Here is a 17,144-nt window from a genome sequence, read left to right as displayed (position 1 = left end):
CCCCCGGACATGCGACGACCCCCGCCGGGGGGGAGAGCGGGGGTCGTCCCCAGGGCCGACTCGGGGGGGGAGGAGTCGGGCCGGGTTAGCACGGTCGCGAACGATCCGTGACTTCCATGGTGTACCCGAGGGCCTTCTCAGGCAAACCCACGCGCCCCACCTTACGCCGAATGGTTGGCGCCTATGCTCGCCCTCGTGGAAAAGCTAGCGATGCGCCGCACAGCCGCGTTCTTCGATCTGGACAAGACGGTCATTGCGAAGTCGAGCACGCTCACCTTCGGCAGATCCTTCTACCAGGGTGGCCTGATCAATCGCCGTGCCGTACTCCGTACTGCCTACGCCCAGTTCGTTTATCTCCTCGGTGGAGCCGACCACGACCAGATGGAGCGGATGCGCGAGTATCTCTCCGCCATGTGCCGCGGCTGGAACGTCGAACAGGTCAAGGAGATCGTCGCGGAGACGCTCCACGACCTCATCGACCCCATCATCTACGACGAGGCCGCCTCCCTGATCGAACAGCACCACCTCGCCGGGCGGGACGTCGTCATCGTCTCCACCTCGGGCGCCGAAGTGGTGGAGCCCATCGGGGAGTTGATCGGCGCCGACCGGGTCGTGGCGACCCGCATGGTCGTGGAGGACGGCTGCTACTCGGGCGAGATCGAGTACTACGCCTACGGCCCGGCCAAGGCGGAGGCGGTCGCCGGACTGGCCGAGTCGGAGGGGTACGACCTGAGCCGCTGCTACGCCTACAGCGACTCCGTCACCGACATCCCCATGCTGGAGGCGGTCGGCAACCCCTTCGCGGTCAACCCCGACCGGGCACTGCGCAAGGAGGCAGGGATGCGCGGCTGGCCGGTGCTGTCCTTCTCCCGCCCCGTCCGTCTCAAGCAGCGCATCCCCAGCCTCTCGATGCCCTCACGGCCGGCTCTCGCACTCACCGCGGCGGCGGTGGGCGCCGCGGCGGCCACCGCAGGGCTGGTCTGGTACACCAGCCAGCGCCGCTCCGCCCGGTTCGGACGCGTTTGAGGGCAAAGGTAAAGATCAGGGGCCAGGGGTTCCACATCATCGCCGCGCGCAGTACAAAGGAGTTGACGGCCCGCGAGACCAGCGGAATCCGGGAGGATTCCGTCTCAGCTCAAGTGGCCCCACGGACCGTATGCATGAATACCGGGCACCCACGCGACGCCAAGCCCGCGTAATGGGCTGAACCCTCAGGAGACGGGCGGAAGTCCCGGCCTGAAGGGCACTAAAAAGGAGCACGCACTGGTAACCCGGTATCCGTGCCAGCGGCGGCACCGCTTCGGCGGTGCCGCCGCAATCACGTGCTACGCCGCCCCTCGCTGCAGCGCTTCGCACACCGCTGTGGTCTCTCGCGCGCCCAGCTCCACCGCTTTCGCGCAGTGCCCGATCCACCCCGCCACGCCCTCCGGCGTTCCGGAGGCGTAGCCGGTCAGGGCATGCCCGTACGCCTCACGCCCCAGCTCGGCGTGGCCCGCCTCGGCCGGACAGATCGACTTCGGGTCCAGGCCGCTGCCGACCAGGACGATACGCTCGGCCGCGCGCGCCACCAGCCCGTTGTACGAGCCGAAGGGACGCAGCGCGGCGAGTTCGCCGTGCACCACCGAGGCCAGGACCAGGGCCGGGACCTCGCTCCCGCTCACGACGAGCTGGGCGAGCGCGTCCAGCCGTACGGCCACCTCCGCCGCGTCCGGAACCGCGTCGGGCACCGCGTCCCGTGCCGCGCCCGTCACATGGTCGGCGCCGGGGCCGGTGACCGGTTCACCGGCGAGCCGGGGCCGTCCCACGGTCTCGTCGGGGGCTTCCCCGCCGGCCACGACGAGATGCAGCCGCGCCAGCACACGAAGGGGTGACTGTTGCCAGACGTCCAGGAGTTGGCCGGACTCGGCCGTGGCACGCAGCGCGGCACCGACCGTACGCGGCTCGCCCTCGGCGCCGAAGTCGGTGCGCCGCCGCATCTCCTCCAGCGCCCAGTCGGCACCCTCCAGCGCGGCCGAGCCGCGTGCGCCGCGCAGGGCCGCCTCCGCGCTCACCTCCGCACTGCGGCGGCGCATCACGCGGTGGCCGTAGACCCGGTCCACGGACTTGCGTACGGATTCCACGGCGTCCGGAACGCCGGGCAGTGTCCCCAGCGGGACGAGGGGATCAACGGTACGGCTCATGCGTACGACCCTACGTGCAGAAGCACCGGCGTCCCGCGTCCCACGATCGGGTGGTCCTTCTCACGCCCGTCGGGCCTCCACTCCGACCACGGGGCTACCCTCTTGGCTATGAAAATCGCTTTCGTTGGCAAGGGCGGCAGCGGCAAGACGACGCTGTCCTCACTGTTCATCCGTCACCTGGCGGCCCGTCGTACCCCGGTGGTCGCGGTGGACGCGGACATCAATCAGCACCTGGGCGTCGCGCTCGGCATGGACGAGGCGGAGGCGGCAGCGCTGCCGGCGATGGGCGCACGGCTTCCCCTCATCAAGGAGTATCTGCGCGGCTCCAACCCGCGGATCGCCTCCGCCGAGAAGATGATCAAGACGACGCCCCCCGGCGAGGGCTCGCGCCTGCTGCGCATCTCCGAGGACAACCCCGTCTACGACGCCTGCGCACACCCGCTCACGCTCGAGGGAGGCGACGTGCGGCTGCTGGCCACCGGCCCCTTCACCGAGTCCGACCTCGGCGTCGCCTGCTACCACTCCAAGACCGGCGCGGTCGAACTCTGCCTGAACCATCTTCTCGACGGACGCGACGAGTTCGTGGTCGTCGACATGACGGCCGGCAGCGACTCGTTCGCCTCCGGGATGTTCACCCGCTTCGACATGACGTTCCTGGTGGCGGAGCCCACCCGCAAGGGCGTCTCCGTCTACCGGCAGTACAAGGAGTACGCGCGGGACTTCGGCGTCCCCCTGCGCGTGGTGGGCAACAAGGTGCACGGCGCGGACGATCTGGACTTCCTCCGCGAGGAGGCCGGGGAAGACCTGCTGGTCGCGTTCGGGCACTCGGACTGGGTCCGTGCCATGGAGAAGGGCCGCCCCCGCACTCTCACCGAACTGGAGGAGCCCAGCCGCGAAGCGCTGGACGTGCTGCGGGAGACGGCCGACGCCGCGTACGAACGGCGCGACTGGGAGCGTTACACGCGGCAGATGGTCCACTTCCACCTGCGCAACGCGGAGAGCTGGGGCAACGAGAAAACCGGTTCCGACCTGGCCGCACAGGTCGACCCCGGCTTCGTACTGCGCGAGCATCCGTCGCCGCAGCCGGCCTGAGCCGGACGCAACCGCGGGCCCCGGGCCATCACGACCACGACCACGACCGGCTGACGGCCCCGAACGGCGGCCGACGGCGGCTGACGGCGGCTGCCTGCGCGCGAGCCGCCGTCACGACCTGGGAGCGCCCCCGCCCCGGGCCGGGCCCCGGTCGCGCTGCCGCCTCAGTCGGCGAACAGCCACCGCGGCCCGGCGGGTAGGCACACTGCCCGGCAACCGCCGGGCAGTGGCGTGGGACGTCAGCGCGAGAGCAGCCTGGTCGGCGCCGTGCCGCCCAGGAACGACTCCCAGCCGCCTTCGGGCCGCTCACCCACGGACAGGCCGCGGAGTTTGGCGAGCACCTTCGGGTCCTGGGCGTCGAGCCAGTCGACGAGCTGCCTGAACGAGACGCAGCGCACCTCGCGCTTCTGGCAGACCGACTTCATGACGTTCTCTACGGCGTCCATGTACACGCCGCCGTTCCAGTCCTCGAAGTGGTTGCCGATGACCATGGGGGCGCGGTTGCCCTTGTAGGCGCGCTCGAAGCCCTTCATCAGGCCGTCCTGCATCTGCTGCCCGTAGGACGCCCTCTTGGAGACGGGGCCGTTGACGGTCCCGGACTGGTTGGCCAGGAAGTTGTAGTCCATGGAGAGGGTCTCGAACCCGCGCCCGGGCATGGGGACCTCTTGCAGCGGCAGGTCCCACAGACCGTTGTTCTTGCCGGGCCAGACCTGGGTGCCGTTGCCGCTGGAGTCGTAGCGGAAGCCCATCTGCTTCGCCGCGCGGACCAGGTTGTCCCGGCCCTCCAGGCACGGGGTGCGCCCGCCTATGAGTTCCTTCTCGTAGTCGAAGGGCAGAGGGTCCGCGCCCTTCCAGCCGGTGGTCGTCTTCCAGTTCTTCACGAACCACTTGGCCTGGCGTATCTCGCTCTTCCACTGGTCGACCGACCAGCTGCCGACACCGTCCGGGCCGCAGAAGTGGCCGTTGAAGTGGGTGCCTATCTCGTTCCCGTCGAGCCACGCCTTGTGTATCTCGCTCAGGGTGGCCCGTATGTTCTTCTTCTTCAGGTAGCCGATGTCCGAGGCGCCCGTCGCGTGACCGGGGGGCCTGTAGAGCTTCGACTGCTCCTCGGGGAGAGCGTAGACGCCGCTGAGGAAGAAGGACTGGGAAGCGCCGTAGCGCTTGCCCGCCTTCCGGAAGCGGGAGAAGAGCTTCTTCCCGTCCTCGCCCGCACCGTCCCAGGAGAAGACCACGAACTGGGGTGGCTTCTCGCCGTCGGCGAGCTTCTGGGGGGTGGGCTGGTTGGGCTGCCGGCCGGTGACCGAGGTCGAGCCGTCCCCGATGACGCGGGCCTGCCGCAGCGCCTTCTCCTCGGGGCCGGAGGGACCGTCGCGTTCCGGGGTCGCCGTGGTGCTGCCGGAACAGCCACTCATGACGACGGTGAGTGCCATTCCCGCCGATATGCCCACGAGCCACTGTCGAGCGGCTGTCATCGGATCACCTCATCCTTGTCCGTGTCTCTCCGTAACGGATCAACTCCGGTACGTACATCAAAAGTTGCATCTTTCTCATATCCGGCAACCTGGACAGGGGGTTGGGGTGACCGCTTCACTCCTTGGGAGGAACGGGGTCCGCGCACGCCACGCCGCAGTTCGCGAAGCCTTTGCGTGGCATTACGCTTCGTTTACCAGTCATTGAGGGTATCCAGACGAACACTTACAGTGCCGTCTCCCGGCGGGCCGCCGGCGCGACGACGGAGTCCGGCGAGGCGCACGTGCCAGGCAGAAGTGACGAGCGACGACGATCACGAGGAGTGGTGGAGTTGGACGGTCCGAGCCGCGGGTTGGGGCAGCTGCTGGGCGGCGTGCGGAAGTTCCAGCAGGTCACGGCCCCGCTCGTACGGGAGAAGCTGGCGCGGCTCGCCAGGGACGGACAGCGGCCCCGGCAGCTCTTCCTCACATGCGCGGACTCCCGGCTCGTCACCAGCATGATCACGTCGAGCGGCCCGGGTGACCTGTTCGTCGTCCGCAACGTCGGCAATCTGGTTCCCCTGCCCGGCCAGGAGGGAGGGGACGAGTCGGTGGCTGCGGCCGTCGAGTACGCGGTCGAGGTCCTGCGCGTCGAGTCCGTGACGGTCTGCGGGCACTCCGGATGCGGTGCGATGCAAGCCCTGCACTCGGCCGCGGCGACCGAGCCGACCGGACCCATCGAGCCCATCGAGCCGACCGAGCCGGACACCGGGACACCCGGGGCCCGGGAGAGCGGCTCGCCGCTGAGCCGCTGGCTGCGCCACGGCCGGCCGAGCGTCGAGCGCGCCGCGCTGCGGCGACGCGGCCCGGGTGCGCCGAGGCTCGCGGGCAGGGGCGAGGCGGACGGGCTCGACGCGCTGTGCCTGACCAACGTGATCCAGCAGCTGGAACACCTGCGCGCACACGAGTGCGTGGACAGGCGGGTTCGGGAGGGCCGCCTGGAGCTGAACGGGATGTACTTCGATGTGGGGCTCGCACAGACGTACGTCCTGACCGCCTCCGGAGATGCGGACGAGGCCGTCTTCGCACCCGTCGGCCCCGGGACTCGCGAGAGCGCATAAGGCCGCATGACAGAGGGCAGGCGCGTGCGTAGGTCCGGACCCCGACCGGCACCGCGCATCACCGGCCACCGCCGGTGTCGCACTGGCCTCACCACCGGCCTCACCGCCGGAAACGGAACGGCCATACGCGTACATGACAGGTCTAAACCAACTCTGTCGCGAACCCTTGTCACATGGGCGCACAGGCTGATGAGCTAGGCCCGGAATCCGAGGTCCGGGGCCTGTGGACCGGGACGCAACAGACACCCTGGGAAAGGGAGATGTCGTGAGCAACGAAAGCCTGGCCAATCTGCTCAAGGAAGAGCGGAGGTTCACGCCGCCCGCCGACCTGGCCGCCGGCGCCAACGTCACCGTCGCGGCGTACGAGCAGGCGAGCGCCGACCGGCTGGGCTTCTGGGCCGAGCAGGCACGCCGCCTGAGCTGGGGCACGGAACCGACCGAGACACTCGACTGGTCGAACCCGCCCTTCGCCAAATGGTTCAAGGACGGCAAGCTCAACGTCGCCTACAACTGCGTGGACCGGCACGTGGAAGCAGGCAACGGCGACCGCGTCGCGCTCCACTTCGAGGGCGAGCCCGGCGACTCCCGCAGCCTGACCTACGCCGACCTGCAGCGCGAGGTCTCCAAGGCCGCGAACGCCCTGACGGAGCTGGGCGTCCAGGCCGGAGACCGGGTCGCCGTGTACCTGCCGATGATCCCGGAGACCGTGGTGGCGATGCTGGCGTGCGCCCGTATCGGCGCACCGCACTCCGTGGTCTTCGGCGGCTTCTCCGCCGACGCCCTGGCCACCCGCATCCAGGACGCCGACGCCCGGGTCGTCATCACCGCCGACGGCGGCTACCGCAAGGGCGGAGCCAGCGCTCTCAAGCCGGCCGTCGACGAAGCGCTGACGAGGCCCGGCACGGAGAACGTGCGCAACGTGCTGGTCGTCAGGCGCACCGGCCAGGAGGACATCGAGTGGAACGACGGACGCGACGTGTGGTGGCACGACGTCGTCGACCGCCAGAGCAACCAGCACACCCCCCAGGACTTCGACGCCGAGCACCCGCTCTTCATCCTCTACACCTCGGGCACCACCGGTAAGCCCAAGGGCATCCTGCACACCACCGGCGGCTATCTGACCCAGGCCGCCTACACCCACCACGCCGTCTTCGACCTCAAGCCGGACCGGGACGTGTACTGGTGCACGGCCGACGTCGGCTGGGTCACCGGCCACTCGTACATCGTGTACGGCCCGCTGGCCAACGGCGCGACCGAGGTGCTCTACGAGGGCACACCGGACACACCGCACAAGGGCCGCTGGTGGGAGATCGTCCAGAAGTACGGCGTATCGCTCCTCTACACCGCCCCGACCGCGATCCGCGCCTGCATGAAGTGGGGCGACGACATCCCGGCCAAGTTCGACCTGTCGTCGCTGCGCGTCCTCGGCTCCGTCGGCGAACCGATCAACCCAGAGGCGTGGATCTGGTACCGCCACCACATCGGCGGCGACCGCACCCCCATCGTGGACACCTGGTGGCAGACCGAGACGGGCGCCGTCATGGTCAGCCCCCTCCCGGGCGTCACCGAGACCAAGCCGGGCTCGGCGCAGCGGCCGATGCCGGGCATCTCCGCCACCGTCGTGGACGACGAGGCGAACGAGGTGCCCAACGGCGGCGGAGGCTACCTGGTGCTCACCGAGCCGTGGCCGTCGATGCTGCGCACCATCTGGGGCGACGACCAGCGCTTCCTGGACACCTACTGGTCCCGCTTCGAGAACAAGTACTTCGCGGGCGACGGCGCCAAGAAGGACGACGACGGCGACATCTGGCTGCTCGGCCGTGTCGACGACGTGATGCTCGTCTCGGGCCACAACATCTCCACCACCGAGGTCGAGTCCTCTCTCGTCTCGCACCCGAAGGTCGCCGAGGCCGCCGTCGTCGGTGCGGCGGACCCGCAGACGACACAGGCCATCTGCGCCTTCGTCATCCTGCGCGGTTCGGCGGCGGAGGACGACGGACTGGTGGAGGAGCTGCGCTCGCACGTCGCGAAGCAACTCGGCCCGATCGCCAAGCCGAAGAAGATCCTGCCGGTCGCGGAGCTTCCCAAGACCCGTTCCGGCAAGATCATGCGCCGGCTGCTGCGGGACATCGCGGAGAACCGGGAGCTCGGCGATGTGAGCACCCTGACCGACTCGTCCGTCATGCAGCTCATCCAGGACAAGCTGCCGAGCGCGGCGAGCGAGGACTGAGCGGGATTTGAGCGGGAACTGAGCGGGCCGCTCGGGTCGTACGGGAGGGGCATCCGGCACCGGCCGGGTGTCCCTCTCCGGTTCGGGCACGGGGGCGGCCGTCGGCCGTACGCTTCGTCAACAACGGTGAGGGCGAGCGAGCTTGTCGCGATGGCCTCCCGGGCACACGTGCCGCACGATGGTCCGGCGTGATCCGGCCGACGAGCGGCCCCGATCGCGGGAGAAAGTCCGATGGAGAGAGGGAGAGACCGATGAGTTCTGCCGATGACGGCCGCAGTCTCGGCCAGTTGGTCGCCTCGGCCACCGCCGAGTTGTCCGGGCTGGTGCACGACGAGATCGCGCTGGCCAAGGCCGAGATCCGGCAGGACGTGAAGCGGGGGGTCGTCGGCGGGGGCGCTGCCACGGTCGCCGGCGTGCTGCTGCTCTTCTCACTGCCCGTGCTGAGCTTCGCCGCGGCGTACGGCATCCACAACCTGGGGCTGGGCCTGGCCTGGTCGTTCCTCATCGTGGGGGGTGCGTTCATCGTCGTCGCGCTGATCCTCCTGCTGCTGGCGATGCGGAAGTTCAAGCGGATCAAGCCGCCGGAGAAGTCGATGGCCTCCGCCAAGGAATCGGCGGCGGTGCTCTCGCGTGCCAAGCCGCATCCGCGTCCGGCCGCCGACCGCGGCAAGCAGGACCCGCGGCTGGCGGGAAGTGCGGGGCGGCCGGCCATCGAGGAGCACCGCTCGGCGCAGTCCGCGGGCGTGTGAACAGCGCTGGGGAAGGGCGCAGTCACGTGGGCGGGTGAGGGCCCTTCCCGCCCGCATGAGCGGTGAGTTCGGCCTGCCGGAAGTGTGACAGGCTCATGCGTATGACCCAGCCTCCCGTGCCCGCGAACGTGATCCGGCCCGAAGGCCCCTGGACTCACCGGGAAGTGGCCGCGAACGGTGCTCGCTTCCACATCGCTGAGATGGGTGACGGTCCGCTGGTACTGCTGCTGCACGGCTTCCCGCAGTACTGGTGGGCCTGGCGGCATCAGTTGACGGCCCTGGCGGGTGCGGGCTTCCGCGCGGTCGCGATGGACCTGCGCGGCGTGGGCGGCAGCGACCGTACGCCCCGGGGCTACGACCCGGCCAACCTCGCGCTCGACGTCACCGGCGTCATCCGCTCGCTCGGCGAACCGGACGCGGCGCTGGTCGGGCACGACCTGGGCGGCTATCTGGCGTGGACGGCCGCGGCGATGCGCCCGAAGCTGATCCGGCGCCTGGCCGTCGCCTCGATGCCGCATCCCCGGCGCTGGCGGTCGGCGATGCTGCGTGACGTACGGCAGACGGCGGCCGGCTCCTACATCTGGGGGTTCCAGCGGCCGTGGGTACCGGAGCGTCAACTCGTCGCGGACAGCGGGGCGTTGGTGGGCAAGCTGGTGCGGGAGTGGGCGGGCCCACGGTTGTCCGGGCAGCCCGACACCGAGGAGGCGATCGCCCACTACCGGCAGGCGATGTGCGTACCGTCGACGGCCCACTGCTCGGTCGAGCCGTACCGCTGGCTGGTGCGGTCGATGGCGCGTCCCGACGGCATCCAGTTCAACCGGCGCATGAAGCCGCCGGTGCGTGTGCCGACTCTGCAGATGCACGGTTCGCTCGACCCGGTGCTGCGGACCCGGAGTGCGGCGGGGTCCGGGCAGTACGTCGAGGCGCCGTACCGCTGGCGGCTGTTCGACGGGCTCGGCCACTGGCCGCACGAGGAGGCCCCCGACGCCTTCTCGGGCGAGCTCATCGGCTGGCTCAAGGACACCGAACCGGACCGCTGACCAGCGCCTCGGCGAGGTGCACCGACAGGGCATCGTGCATGCGTCATCGGTGCGTCATACATCCCTCTTTGATGGGGCGTCAGAAGATTACTGACCTTGCGGCAGGGGCAGAGTGCGCTGTATGGGCTGGACGCACGACTACCGTGACGTGGCACGTAACCGCAACGGACGGAGGGGGCTGGTCCCCGCGCAGCGCATGGGGCGCTTCCGTCCTGATCGGCCCGGTGTGATGACCGAGCCGGGAATTCCCCACCTGCTGCGCAGAAGAGCGCGCTGGGTGGGCGCACGCCTGCGGCACTCGCGCGGCTGACCCGGTACACGCCCGTCCGCCGCCCGGCTACCGCCGTCCGGGGGCCCTTCGGCTCGCCTCACATCGCACAACCCTGGCTGTCGGCCTGCCTGTTCACGCTGAGGCCCCGTTCGGCGTCGCCACGCACCTCGTCGGCGGTGAGGGCGTAGCCGGTGCTGGGGCTGTCCATGGACTTGGCGAAGATGACGCCGTAGACCCGTCCGTCGGGAGTGAGCAGCGGACCCCCGGAGTTGCCCTGACGGATCGTGGTGTGGAGCGAGTAGATGTCGCGCCGCACCTGGTCCCGGCGGTAGATGTCCGGGCCGTCGGCGTCGACGCGGTCCCTCACCCGCGCGGAGCGGACGTCGTACCCGCCGTTCTCCGGGAAGCCGGCGACGATGGCGCCGTCGCCGCGGGTCGCGTCCTTGTCCGCGAACTTGAGGGCCGGGGCGTCGAGGGTGGGCACGTCGAGAACGGCGATGTCACGCTGCCAGTCGTAGACGACGACCTTCGCGTTGTGGACCCTGCCCACGCCGCCCACCTGCACCGTGGGCTCGTCGACTCCGCCGACCACGTGGGCGTTGGTCATCACACGCCCCCGGCCGTAGACGAACCCGGTGCCCTCGAGCACCTTGCCGCACTGCTCGGCGGTGCCGACGATTTTGACGATGCTGTCCTTGGCCTTGGCCGCCACCGGACTTGTGGCCAGACCCGGATCGGGGGCCGGGACCGATGTGATCGGCTCGTTGGAGAACGGCGAGAAGACCTGCGGCAGCCCGTTCTGCGCGAGCGTGGAGGAGAAGTCGTCGAACCAGCCGTACGCCTCCTGCGGCATGATGCGTGAAACGCCCAGCAGGACGGTGGAGTTGCGCACCTCCTTGGCGATGGTCGGCAGCGCCGAACCCGCCACCGCGGCGCCGATCAGCCAGGCCACGATCAGCATCGCCACGACGTTCACCAGAGCACCGCCCGTGGCGTCCACGGCACGGGCGGGCGACCAGGTGATGTGCTGCCGGAGCCTGTTGCCGAGCTGCGTGGTGAACGCCTGGCCGACGGAGGCACACACGATGACGATGACCACGGCCGCCACCACACCGACGGGCCCCGCCGACGCTCCGTCCGTCACCGCGTTCCATACGGCCGGGAGCACGAGGACGGCGACGAGGCCGCCGCCGAGGAAGCCCGTCACCGACAGGATGCCGACCACGAAGCCCTGCCGGTAGCCGATGACGGCGAACCAGACGGCGGCCAGCAGAAGTAGAAGGTCCAGCACGTTCACGGAAGCCACCGTCTCATGTGCGTCGTGGGGGGTGTTGGGGACGGGCGGGCAACACGGGCGGGAAGGACACGGGCTGGGAGAGCGGGAGCAGCGGCACGTGCCGGGTCACGCGTGCCAGTCGAGAGGTACCCGCCTTCCGCGGTCCCACGGCTGCTCCCAGCCCGAGTAGTGCAGAATCCGGTCGATCACCCCGGCGGTGAACCCCCACACGAGCGCGGGCCCCACGCTGAAGGCCGGGCCCGTGTGGCCCGAGGGGTGTGCCGCCGTCGCCCGGTTCTCCGGGGCGGCGAGCTCGGAGACCGGGACGGTGAAGACCCGCGCCGTCTCCGCCGGGTCGACGGGCGACACGGGCGTGGGACGCCGCCACCAGCCGAGCACGGGAGTGACGACGAACCGGCTGACCGGGATGTAGAGCGCGGGCAGCGTCGCGAAGATCTGCACACCGGAGGGGTCGAGTCCGGTCTCCTCCTCGGCCTCGCGCAGCGCGGCCCGCAGGGGACCGTCACCGTCGGGGTCGCCGTCCTCCGGGTCGAGGGCGCCGCCCGGGAAGGAGGGCTGGCCGGCATGCGAACGGAGACTGGACGCCCGTTCGATCAGCAGCAGTTCAGGGCCGTGCGTCCCCTCGCCGAAGAGCACGAGCACGGCGGAGGGCCGCCCCGCTCCGTCGGCGGGCGGCAGGAACCGGCTCAGCTGCCGCGCCTCGACCGTGCTCGCCGCGTGCGCGACGGGCCGGAGCCAGCCGGGCAGCCCGTCTTCGGTCTGCACCGGACCTGCGGGCGGGCCGTCCGCCGAGCCCTCACGGGCCCCGTTCGTACGCGAGCTGCTCACCGTGCCGCCCCGTTGCCGCCCAGCGGGGGCGCGGGAGGACCCGGGAAGTCCGGTGGGGGCTTGAGGCGCTGGCCGGGCAGGCCGCCCATCTCGTACTTCAGCAGCTTCTTCGCCTTCTCGGGGTCCATCTCGCCCTCGCCGTAGGAGGGGCACAGCTGCGCGATGGGGCAGGCGCCGCAGGCGGGTTTGCGGGAGTGGCAGATACGGCGGCCGTGGAAGATCGTGCGGTGCGAGAACATCGTCCACTCGCTCTTGGGGATGATCTCCGCGATCTCCGCCTCGACCTTCTCCGCGTCGGTCTGTTCGGTGAGCTTCCAGCGGCGTACGAGACGGCCGAAGTGGGTGTCGACGGTCAGCCCGGGGACGCCGAAGGCGTTGCCGAGCACGACGAACGCCGTCTTGCGGCCCACGCCGGGCAGGGACACCAGATCCTTTATGTTCCCGGGCACCTCGCCGCCGAACCTGTCGCGCAGCGCCGTCGAGAGGCCGAGCACGGACTTGGCCTTGGCCCGGAAGAATCCGGTGGGGCGCAGGATCTCCTCGAGCTTCTCCGGATCGGCCGCCGCCATGTCCTCGGGCGTCGGGTAGGCGGCGAAGAGGGCGGGGGTCGTCTGGTTGACCCGCAGGTCCGTGGTCTGGGCGGAGAGCACGGTGGCGACCAGGAGCTCGAAGGGGTTCTCGAAGTCGAGTTCGGGGTGTGCGTAGTAGTACACCTCGCCCAGCTCACGGTTGATGCGTCGGGCCCGCCGGACCATGGCGAGACGGGACTCGGGCTTCGCGGGGACCGCCCTCCTCGCGGGCCCCTTGGCGGGCCCCTCGACTGCCGCGGTCCTCCGGCGGGCGGGCGGCTTCGCCGCGGCCTCGTTCACGGGCTTCGCGGCCCGTGAATTCCCGGCGCCGCCGGCTGTGCTTTCTGCCCCCTTTTTCTTTTTTGCCCCATTGACGGGCTCCTGTTCGCCCACAGCGGAATCTCCCATCGCACTCACCCGCCCGGCCCCGCTCTTCGTTGCGCTTACCGGGGTACAGGCACTCGGCCAGACTAGAGGGGGCCACTGACATCCGCCCCGCACGAAGGCAATTCACAAGCCAATCGGCCCCCTGCCTTCGGGAGTGCGGGGTGCGTACGTCAAACTTGTGACTGATCGCACTGTTTCACCGTCCGGCATCATGGGGTCCGACGCTTCCCCGCGCAGGCGGACCGAGGGGCTCGTTCCCACGGTTCCGCGGGCCCGGGGAGCCCCATCCATGGGCAGGTCGACAAGGAGAGAACTCGTGGACGACGTTCTGCGGCGCGCCCCGCTGTTCGCGGCGCTCGATGAGGAGCAAGCCGCTGAGCTGCGCGCCTCCATGTCTGAGACCACGCTCGCGCGCAGTGAGGCCCTCTTCCACGAGGGCGACCCGGGCGACCGTCTCTATGTGGTGACCGAGGGGAAGGTGAAACTCCACCGCACCTCCCCCGACGGCCGGGAGAACATGCTGGCCGTGCTCGGCCCCGGCGAGCTGATCGGTGAACTGTCCCTCTTCGACCCGGGCCCGCGTACGGCCACCGCCTCGGCACTGACCGAGGTCAAGCTGCTCGGCCTCGGCCACGGCGATCTGCAGCCCTGGCTGAACGCGCGTCCCGAGGTGGCCTCCGCGCTGCTGCGGGCCATCGCACGCAGACTGCGCCGCACCAACGACTCGATGTCCGACCTCGTCTTCTCCGACGTACCCGGACGGGTGGCCAAACAGCTCCTCGACCTGTCGCGCCGCTTCGGGGTGCAGTCGGAAGAGGGCATCCACGTCGTGCACGACCTCACGCAGGAGGAACTGGCCCAGCTGGTCGGTGCCTCACGCGAGACCGTGAACAAGGCGCTCGCCGACTTCGCCGGGCGCGGCTGGCTGCGCCTGGAGGCCCGCGCGGTGATCCTGCTGGACATCGAGCGGCTGGCGAAGCGCAGCCGCTGAGGCCGGGCCTCTGCTCGCCACTCCGGTAAGGGGCGTCCTCCCTGGAGGGCGCCCCTTACGCGTGCCGCGGAGCCCGGTTCGCCGGCCCGGCCCCGGGCGGTACGGGAGAGCGCCGGGCGGTACGGGACAGCCCCGGGAAGTACGGGTCGGACTGCAACGACGCCCCGCGCGGCGACGGACGGGCGCCGGCACCGGCCCCACCCGCTCAGGCGTGCCCGCGCTCCCGCAGATGGACCAGCTGAGCCCGTACGGACAGTTCGGCCGCGGGCCACAGCGAGCGGTCCACGTCCGCGTAGACGTGCGCGACCACCTCCGAGGGCGTACGGAAGCCGTTCCGCACCGCCTCCTCGATCTGGGCGAGACGTTCCGCGCGGTGGGCAAGGTAGAAGTCGATCACTCCTTGGGCGTCCTCCAGCACCGGCCCGTGCCCGGGCAGCACCGTCCCGACGCCGTCGTCGACCGCCAGTGAGCGCAGCCGGCGCAGGGAGTCGAGGTAGTCGCCGAGCCGCCCGTCAGGGTGTGCGACGACCGTCGTGCCCCGGCCCAGAACCGTGTCGCCCGTCAGCACGGCTCCCTCGGCGGGCAGGTGGAAGCAGAGCGAGTCGGCGGTGTGGCCCGGCGTGGGCACCACGCGCAGTTCGAGCCCGCCGGTGGTGACGACGTCGCCGGCGGCCAGTCCCTCCTCGCCCAGTCTCAGCGCGGGATCGAGCGCCCGTACGGATGTGCCGGACAACTCGGCGAAGCGTGCCGCACCCTCCGCGTGGTCGGGATGGCCGTGAGTGAGGAGGGTGAGCGCCACGCGCATGCCCGCACGCTCGGCGGTGTCGATCACGTACCGCAGGTGGCCCTCGTCGAGAGGGCCGGGGTCGACGACGACGGCCAGGTCGGAGCCGGGTTCGGCGACGATCCAGGTGTTGGTGCCGTCGAGCGTCATTGCGGAGGGATTGGGCGCGAGTACGCAGTGCGCACGGGCGGTGGCCGGACCACTGATGACGCCACCGCGTGGCTGGCCGGGCAGGGAGGCGGCGTCGGTCATGTGTCCGCGCTCCCGGGGCCGGGGTCGGGAGAGGGATCGGAGCCGCCGGTGCTGCCGGAGCCCGGTCCGCCGCCGTGCTCGTCCCCGGCGGTGGCCCCGTCCTCGCCCCCGTCCCCGTCCCCGGCGCTTGCGGTTGAGGTGGCGGTGTCGACCCGTTTGGTGAACTCGTCGTGCCCCGGCCAGCTGAGCACCACCTGTCCGCCCTCCAGCCGGGCCTCCGCCAGCACGGGCGTCACATCGCGCTCAGCGCTCGCGTGCAGCACCTCGGCGGCCGTCCGGTACGGAGCGAGCTGCCGCAGCAACGCGATCGTGGGCGGCATCATCAGCAGCTCTCCCCGGTCGTAGCCGGCGGCTGCCTCCGACGGACGTATCCACACCGTGCGGTCCGCCTCCGTGGAGGCGTTGCGTGTGCGCTGCCCCTCGGGCAGCGCCGCGACGAAGAACCACGTGTCGTAGCGGCGCGCTTCGAACTCCGGTGTGATCCAGTGCGCCCAGACGCCCAGCAGATCGCTGCGCAGCACGAGACCGCGGCGGGCGAGGAAGTCCGCGAAGGACAGCTCGTGCGCGGCGAGGGCCGCCCTGTCCCGTTCCCAGTCCTCACCCGTGGTGTCGTCGACGACGCCGTCGGAGTCCGGACCGGCGAGCAGTACGCCCGCCTCCTCGAAGGTCTCGCGGACGGCGGCGCAGACGATGGCCTGTGCGGTGGCCTCGTCCGTACCGAAACGCTCGGCCCACTCCGCACGGGACGGGCCGGCCCAGCCGTCGCCGGGCCTGCGGCCGTGCGCCGTACCCCAGTGCTCGTCACGCGGGTCGACGCCGCCGCCGGGGTAGGCGTACGCGCCGCCGGCGAAGGGCATTGAGGTGCGGCGGCGCAGCATGTGCACGGAGGGGCCGCCGCTGTCGCCGCCGCCCTGCCCGTCGCTGTGCCCGCCGCCGTGCCGTTCGCCGTGCCCATCGCGGTGTTCGCTGTCGCCGGGACTGCCGCCGTCGCGCAGCAGCACGACCGTCGCGGCCAGCCGCGGGGTCACCGGTGTGATCTCACCCGCGGCCAGGGCGCGGATACGTACCGGCCATTCCGGTGGATACCACTGACCGTTCGTGGAGGTCGACATGGGCGGATGCTACGGCCCGACTCCCTCCCGCGTCGCCGGGTGGTGCTCCCCCATGTCCGGGGCCCAGCACAGAGCCCGGACCGGGACGGGAAGCGACGGGAAGGGACGGGACGGGACGGGCCGGGACGCTCGCGGAGCGCGCCGTCGTCACTCCGCCCAGTCGGCCAGCTCCACCTGGATCTCGACCTCGACCGGTGCGTCCATCGGCAGCACGGCGACGCCCACGGCGCTGCGCGCGTGCACGCCCCTCTCACCCAGGACCTCGCCGAGCAGTTCGCTGGCACCGTTGATGACGCCGGGCTGACCCGTGAAGTCGGGTGCGGAGGCGACGAATCCGGTGACCTTGACGACCCGCACGACGCGTTCCAGCCCGCCTGCCGCCGAACCCACCGCCGCGAGGGCGTTGAGCGCGCACGTACGCGCCAGGTCCTTGGCCTCCTCCGGGGTGACCTCCGCGCCGACCTTGCCGGTCAGCGGCAGCTTGCCCTCGACCAGCGGAACCTGGCCCGCGGTGAAGACGTACGGGCCGCTGCGCACCGCCGGTACGTACGCGCCCGCCGGGGTGGCCACTTCCGGCAGCGTGATGCCCAGCTCGGCCAGCCGGGCGTCCACGCCGCTCACGGCTTCTCCCGCTTGAGGTAGGCCACGAGCTGCTCGGAGTTGTTCGGGCCGGGCACGACCTGGACGAGTTCCCAGCCGTCCTCGCCCCAGGTGTCCAGGATCTGCTTGGTCGCGTGTACGAGCAGCGGCACTGTCGCGTATTCCCACTTCGTCATGGGCCCGAGCGTAGCCC

At 70.7% G+C, this 17,144-nt stretch carries 16 protein-coding genes and 1 pseudogene; 8 read left to right on the top strand and 9 right to left on the bottom strand.

Translation table 11 applies throughout. The features are described from left to right. Positions 1-183 precede the first annotated feature (183 nt). On the top strand, positions 184-1,026 hold the full coding sequence (locus H343_RS0108100) for an HAD family hydrolase (protein ID WP_028430715.1): 843 nt from the start codon (positions 184-186) through the stop codon (positions 1,024-1,026). Positions 1,027-1,325: 299 nt separating this feature from the next. Here the strand turns inward: H343_RS0108100 and H343_RS0108095 are convergent, their stop codons facing one another. Next, the gene (locus H343_RS0108095; protein ID WP_028430714.1) at positions 1,326-2,180 is read right to left on the bottom strand and encodes a hypothetical protein; all 855 of its coding nucleotides are present in this window, start codon (positions 2,178-2,180) and stop codon (positions 1,326-1,328) included. A 108-nt stretch (positions 2,181-2,288) separates the two neighbouring features. Here H343_RS0108095 and H343_RS0108090 point away from each other — a divergent pair, with 108 nt between their 5' ends. Further along, a complete protein-coding gene (locus H343_RS0108090) occupies positions 2,289-3,272 on the top strand; it encodes a nucleotide-binding protein (RefSeq protein ID WP_028430713.1) in 984 nt (327 codons plus the stop codon). A 239-nt stretch (positions 3,273-3,511) separates the two neighbouring features. Here H343_RS0108090 and H343_RS29580 read toward each other — a convergent pair whose 3' ends face one another. Next, the gene (locus H343_RS29580) at positions 3,512-4,744 is read right to left on the bottom strand and encodes a lipoprotein (RefSeq protein ID WP_037902763.1); all 1,233 of its coding nucleotides are present in this window, start codon (positions 4,742-4,744) and stop codon (positions 3,512-3,514) included. Positions 4,745-4,989: 245 nt separating this feature from the next. Between H343_RS29580 and H343_RS0108080 the strand changes: the two are divergent. From H343_RS0108080 to H343_RS34085, 5 genes and pseudogenes are all read left to right on the top strand, one after another. Beyond that, positions 4,990-5,841, top strand: a pseudogene (locus H343_RS0108080) (carbonic anhydrase); the annotation flags it as partial. A gap of 265 nt (positions 5,842-6,106) precedes the next feature. Continuing rightward, positions 6,107-8,071, top strand: a complete 1,965-nt coding sequence (gene acs, locus H343_RS0108075) for an acetate--CoA ligase (RefSeq protein WP_028430711.1) — start codon at positions 6,107-6,109, stop codon at positions 8,069-8,071. 251 nt (positions 8,072-8,322) lie between these two features. After that, on the top strand, positions 8,323-8,820 hold the full coding sequence (locus H343_RS29575; RefSeq protein ID WP_051264741.1) for a phage holin family protein: 498 nt from the start codon (positions 8,323-8,325) through the stop codon (positions 8,818-8,820). A 101-nt stretch (positions 8,821-8,921) separates the two neighbouring features. Further along, the gene (locus H343_RS0108065) at positions 8,922-9,860 is read left to right on the top strand and encodes an alpha/beta fold hydrolase (RefSeq protein WP_028430710.1); all 939 of its coding nucleotides are present in this window, start codon (positions 8,922-8,924) and stop codon (positions 9,858-9,860) included. A 121-nt stretch (positions 9,861-9,981) separates the two neighbouring features. After that, positions 9,982-10,170, top strand: coding sequence for a hypothetical protein (locus H343_RS34085; protein ID WP_078505183.1), 189 nt, complete (start codon positions 9,982-9,984; stop codon positions 10,168-10,170). A gap of 58 nt (positions 10,171-10,228) precedes the next feature. Here the strand turns inward: H343_RS34085 and H343_RS0108060 are convergent, their stop codons facing one another. The 3 genes from H343_RS0108060 to nth all read right to left on the bottom strand — a co-directional run bounded on the left by H343_RS0108060 (position 10,229) and on the right by nth (position 13,233). Next, positions 10,229-11,428 carry a MarP family serine protease gene (locus tag H343_RS0108060; protein ID WP_028430709.1) on the bottom strand — a complete coding sequence of 400 codons (1,200 nt, stop codon included), beginning with the start codon at positions 11,426-11,428 and terminating at the stop codon, positions 10,229-10,231. Positions 11,429-11,533: 105 nt separating this feature from the next. Next, entirely contained in the window at positions 11,534-12,193 is a 660-nt protein-coding gene (locus H343_RS0108055) for an NUDIX hydrolase (RefSeq protein WP_028430708.1), read from the bottom strand. Between the two features lie 59 nt (positions 12,194-12,252). Next, positions 12,253-13,233: an endonuclease III gene (gene nth / locus H343_RS0108050; RefSeq protein WP_078505180.1), complete on the bottom strand. Its 981-nt coding sequence runs from the start codon at positions 13,231-13,233 to the stop codon at positions 12,253-12,255. A 295-nt stretch (positions 13,234-13,528) separates the two neighbouring features. Between nth and H343_RS0108045 the strand changes: the two genes are divergently transcribed. Next, positions 13,529-14,203: a Crp/Fnr family transcriptional regulator gene (locus H343_RS0108045; RefSeq protein WP_028430706.1), complete on the top strand. Its 675-nt coding sequence runs from the start codon at positions 13,529-13,531 to the stop codon at positions 14,201-14,203. Between the two features lie 205 nt (positions 14,204-14,408). Here the strand turns inward: H343_RS0108045 and H343_RS0108040 are convergent, their stop codons facing one another. The 4 genes from H343_RS0108040 to sp36 all read right to left on the bottom strand — a co-directional run bounded on the left by H343_RS0108040 (position 14,409) and on the right by sp36 (position 17,127). Next, positions 14,409-15,239, bottom strand: a complete 831-nt coding sequence (locus tag H343_RS0108040) for an MBL fold metallo-hydrolase (RefSeq protein WP_028430705.1) — start codon at positions 15,237-15,239, stop codon at positions 14,409-14,411. Beyond that, positions 15,236-16,351: an NUDIX hydrolase gene (locus tag H343_RS29570; RefSeq protein ID WP_486586819.1), complete on the bottom strand. Its 1,116-nt coding sequence runs from the start codon at positions 16,349-16,351 to the stop codon at positions 15,236-15,238. The genes H343_RS0108040 and H343_RS29570 overlap by 4 nt, the downstream gene beginning before the upstream one ends. Positions 16,352-16,498: 147 nt before the next feature. Beyond that, positions 16,499-16,972, bottom strand: coding sequence for a RidA family protein (locus tag H343_RS0108030; protein ID WP_028430704.1), 474 nt, complete (start codon positions 16,970-16,972; stop codon positions 16,499-16,501). Continuing rightward, positions 16,969-17,127, bottom strand: coding sequence for a Sp36 family protein (gene sp36, locus H343_RS34850; RefSeq protein WP_106958792.1), 159 nt, complete (start codon positions 17,125-17,127; stop codon positions 16,969-16,971). The genes H343_RS0108030 and sp36 overlap by 4 nt, the downstream gene beginning before the upstream one ends. Positions 17,128-17,144: the final 17 nt, after the last annotated feature.

Source organism: Streptomyces sp. TAA204, assembly GCF_000424965.1.
The sequence above is the reverse complement of the archived record's forward strand: the minus strand, read 5'-3'. Positions and strand labels throughout refer to the sequence as shown.

Bases quoted from the DNA above. Each gene is read 5' to 3' on its own strand.
- H343_RS0108100 (WP_028430715.1), top strand. From the start codon at position 184: ATGCTCGCCCTCGTGGAAAAGCTAGCGATGCGCCGCACAGCCGCGTTC.
- H343_RS0108095 (WP_028430714.1), bottom strand. From the start codon at position 2,180: ATGAGCCGTACCGTTGATCCCCTCGTCCCGCTGGGGACACTGCCCGGC.
- H343_RS0108090 (WP_028430713.1), top strand. From the start codon at position 2,289: ATGAAAATCGCTTTCGTTGGCAAGGGCGGCAGCGGCAAGACGACGCTG.
- H343_RS29580 (WP_037902763.1), bottom strand. From the start codon at position 4,744: ATGACAGCCGCTCGACAGTGGCTCGTGGGCATATCGGCGGGAATGGCA.
- H343_RS29575 (WP_051264741.1), top strand. From the start codon at position 8,323: ATGAGTTCTGCCGATGACGGCCGCAGTCTCGGCCAGTTGGTCGCCTCG.
- H343_RS0108065 (WP_028430710.1), top strand. From the start codon at position 8,922: ATGACCCAGCCTCCCGTGCCCGCGAACGTGATCCGGCCCGAAGGCCCC.
- H343_RS34085 (WP_078505183.1), top strand. From the start codon at position 9,982: ATGGGCTGGACGCACGACTACCGTGACGTGGCACGTAACCGCAACGGA.
- nth (WP_078505180.1), bottom strand. From the start codon at position 13,233: ATGGGAGATTCCGCTGTGGGCGAACAGGAGCCCGTCAATGGGGCAAAA.
- H343_RS0108040 (WP_028430705.1), bottom strand. From the start codon at position 15,239: ATGACCGACGCCGCCTCCCTGCCCGGCCAGCCACGCGGTGGCGTCATC.
- H343_RS29570 (WP_486586819.1), bottom strand. From the start codon at position 16,351: ATGTCGACCTCCACGAACGGTCAGTGGTATCCACCGGAATGGCCGGTA.
- sp36 (WP_106958792.1), bottom strand. From the start codon at position 17,127: ATGACGAAGTGGGAATACGCGACAGTGCCGCTGCTCGTACACGCGACC.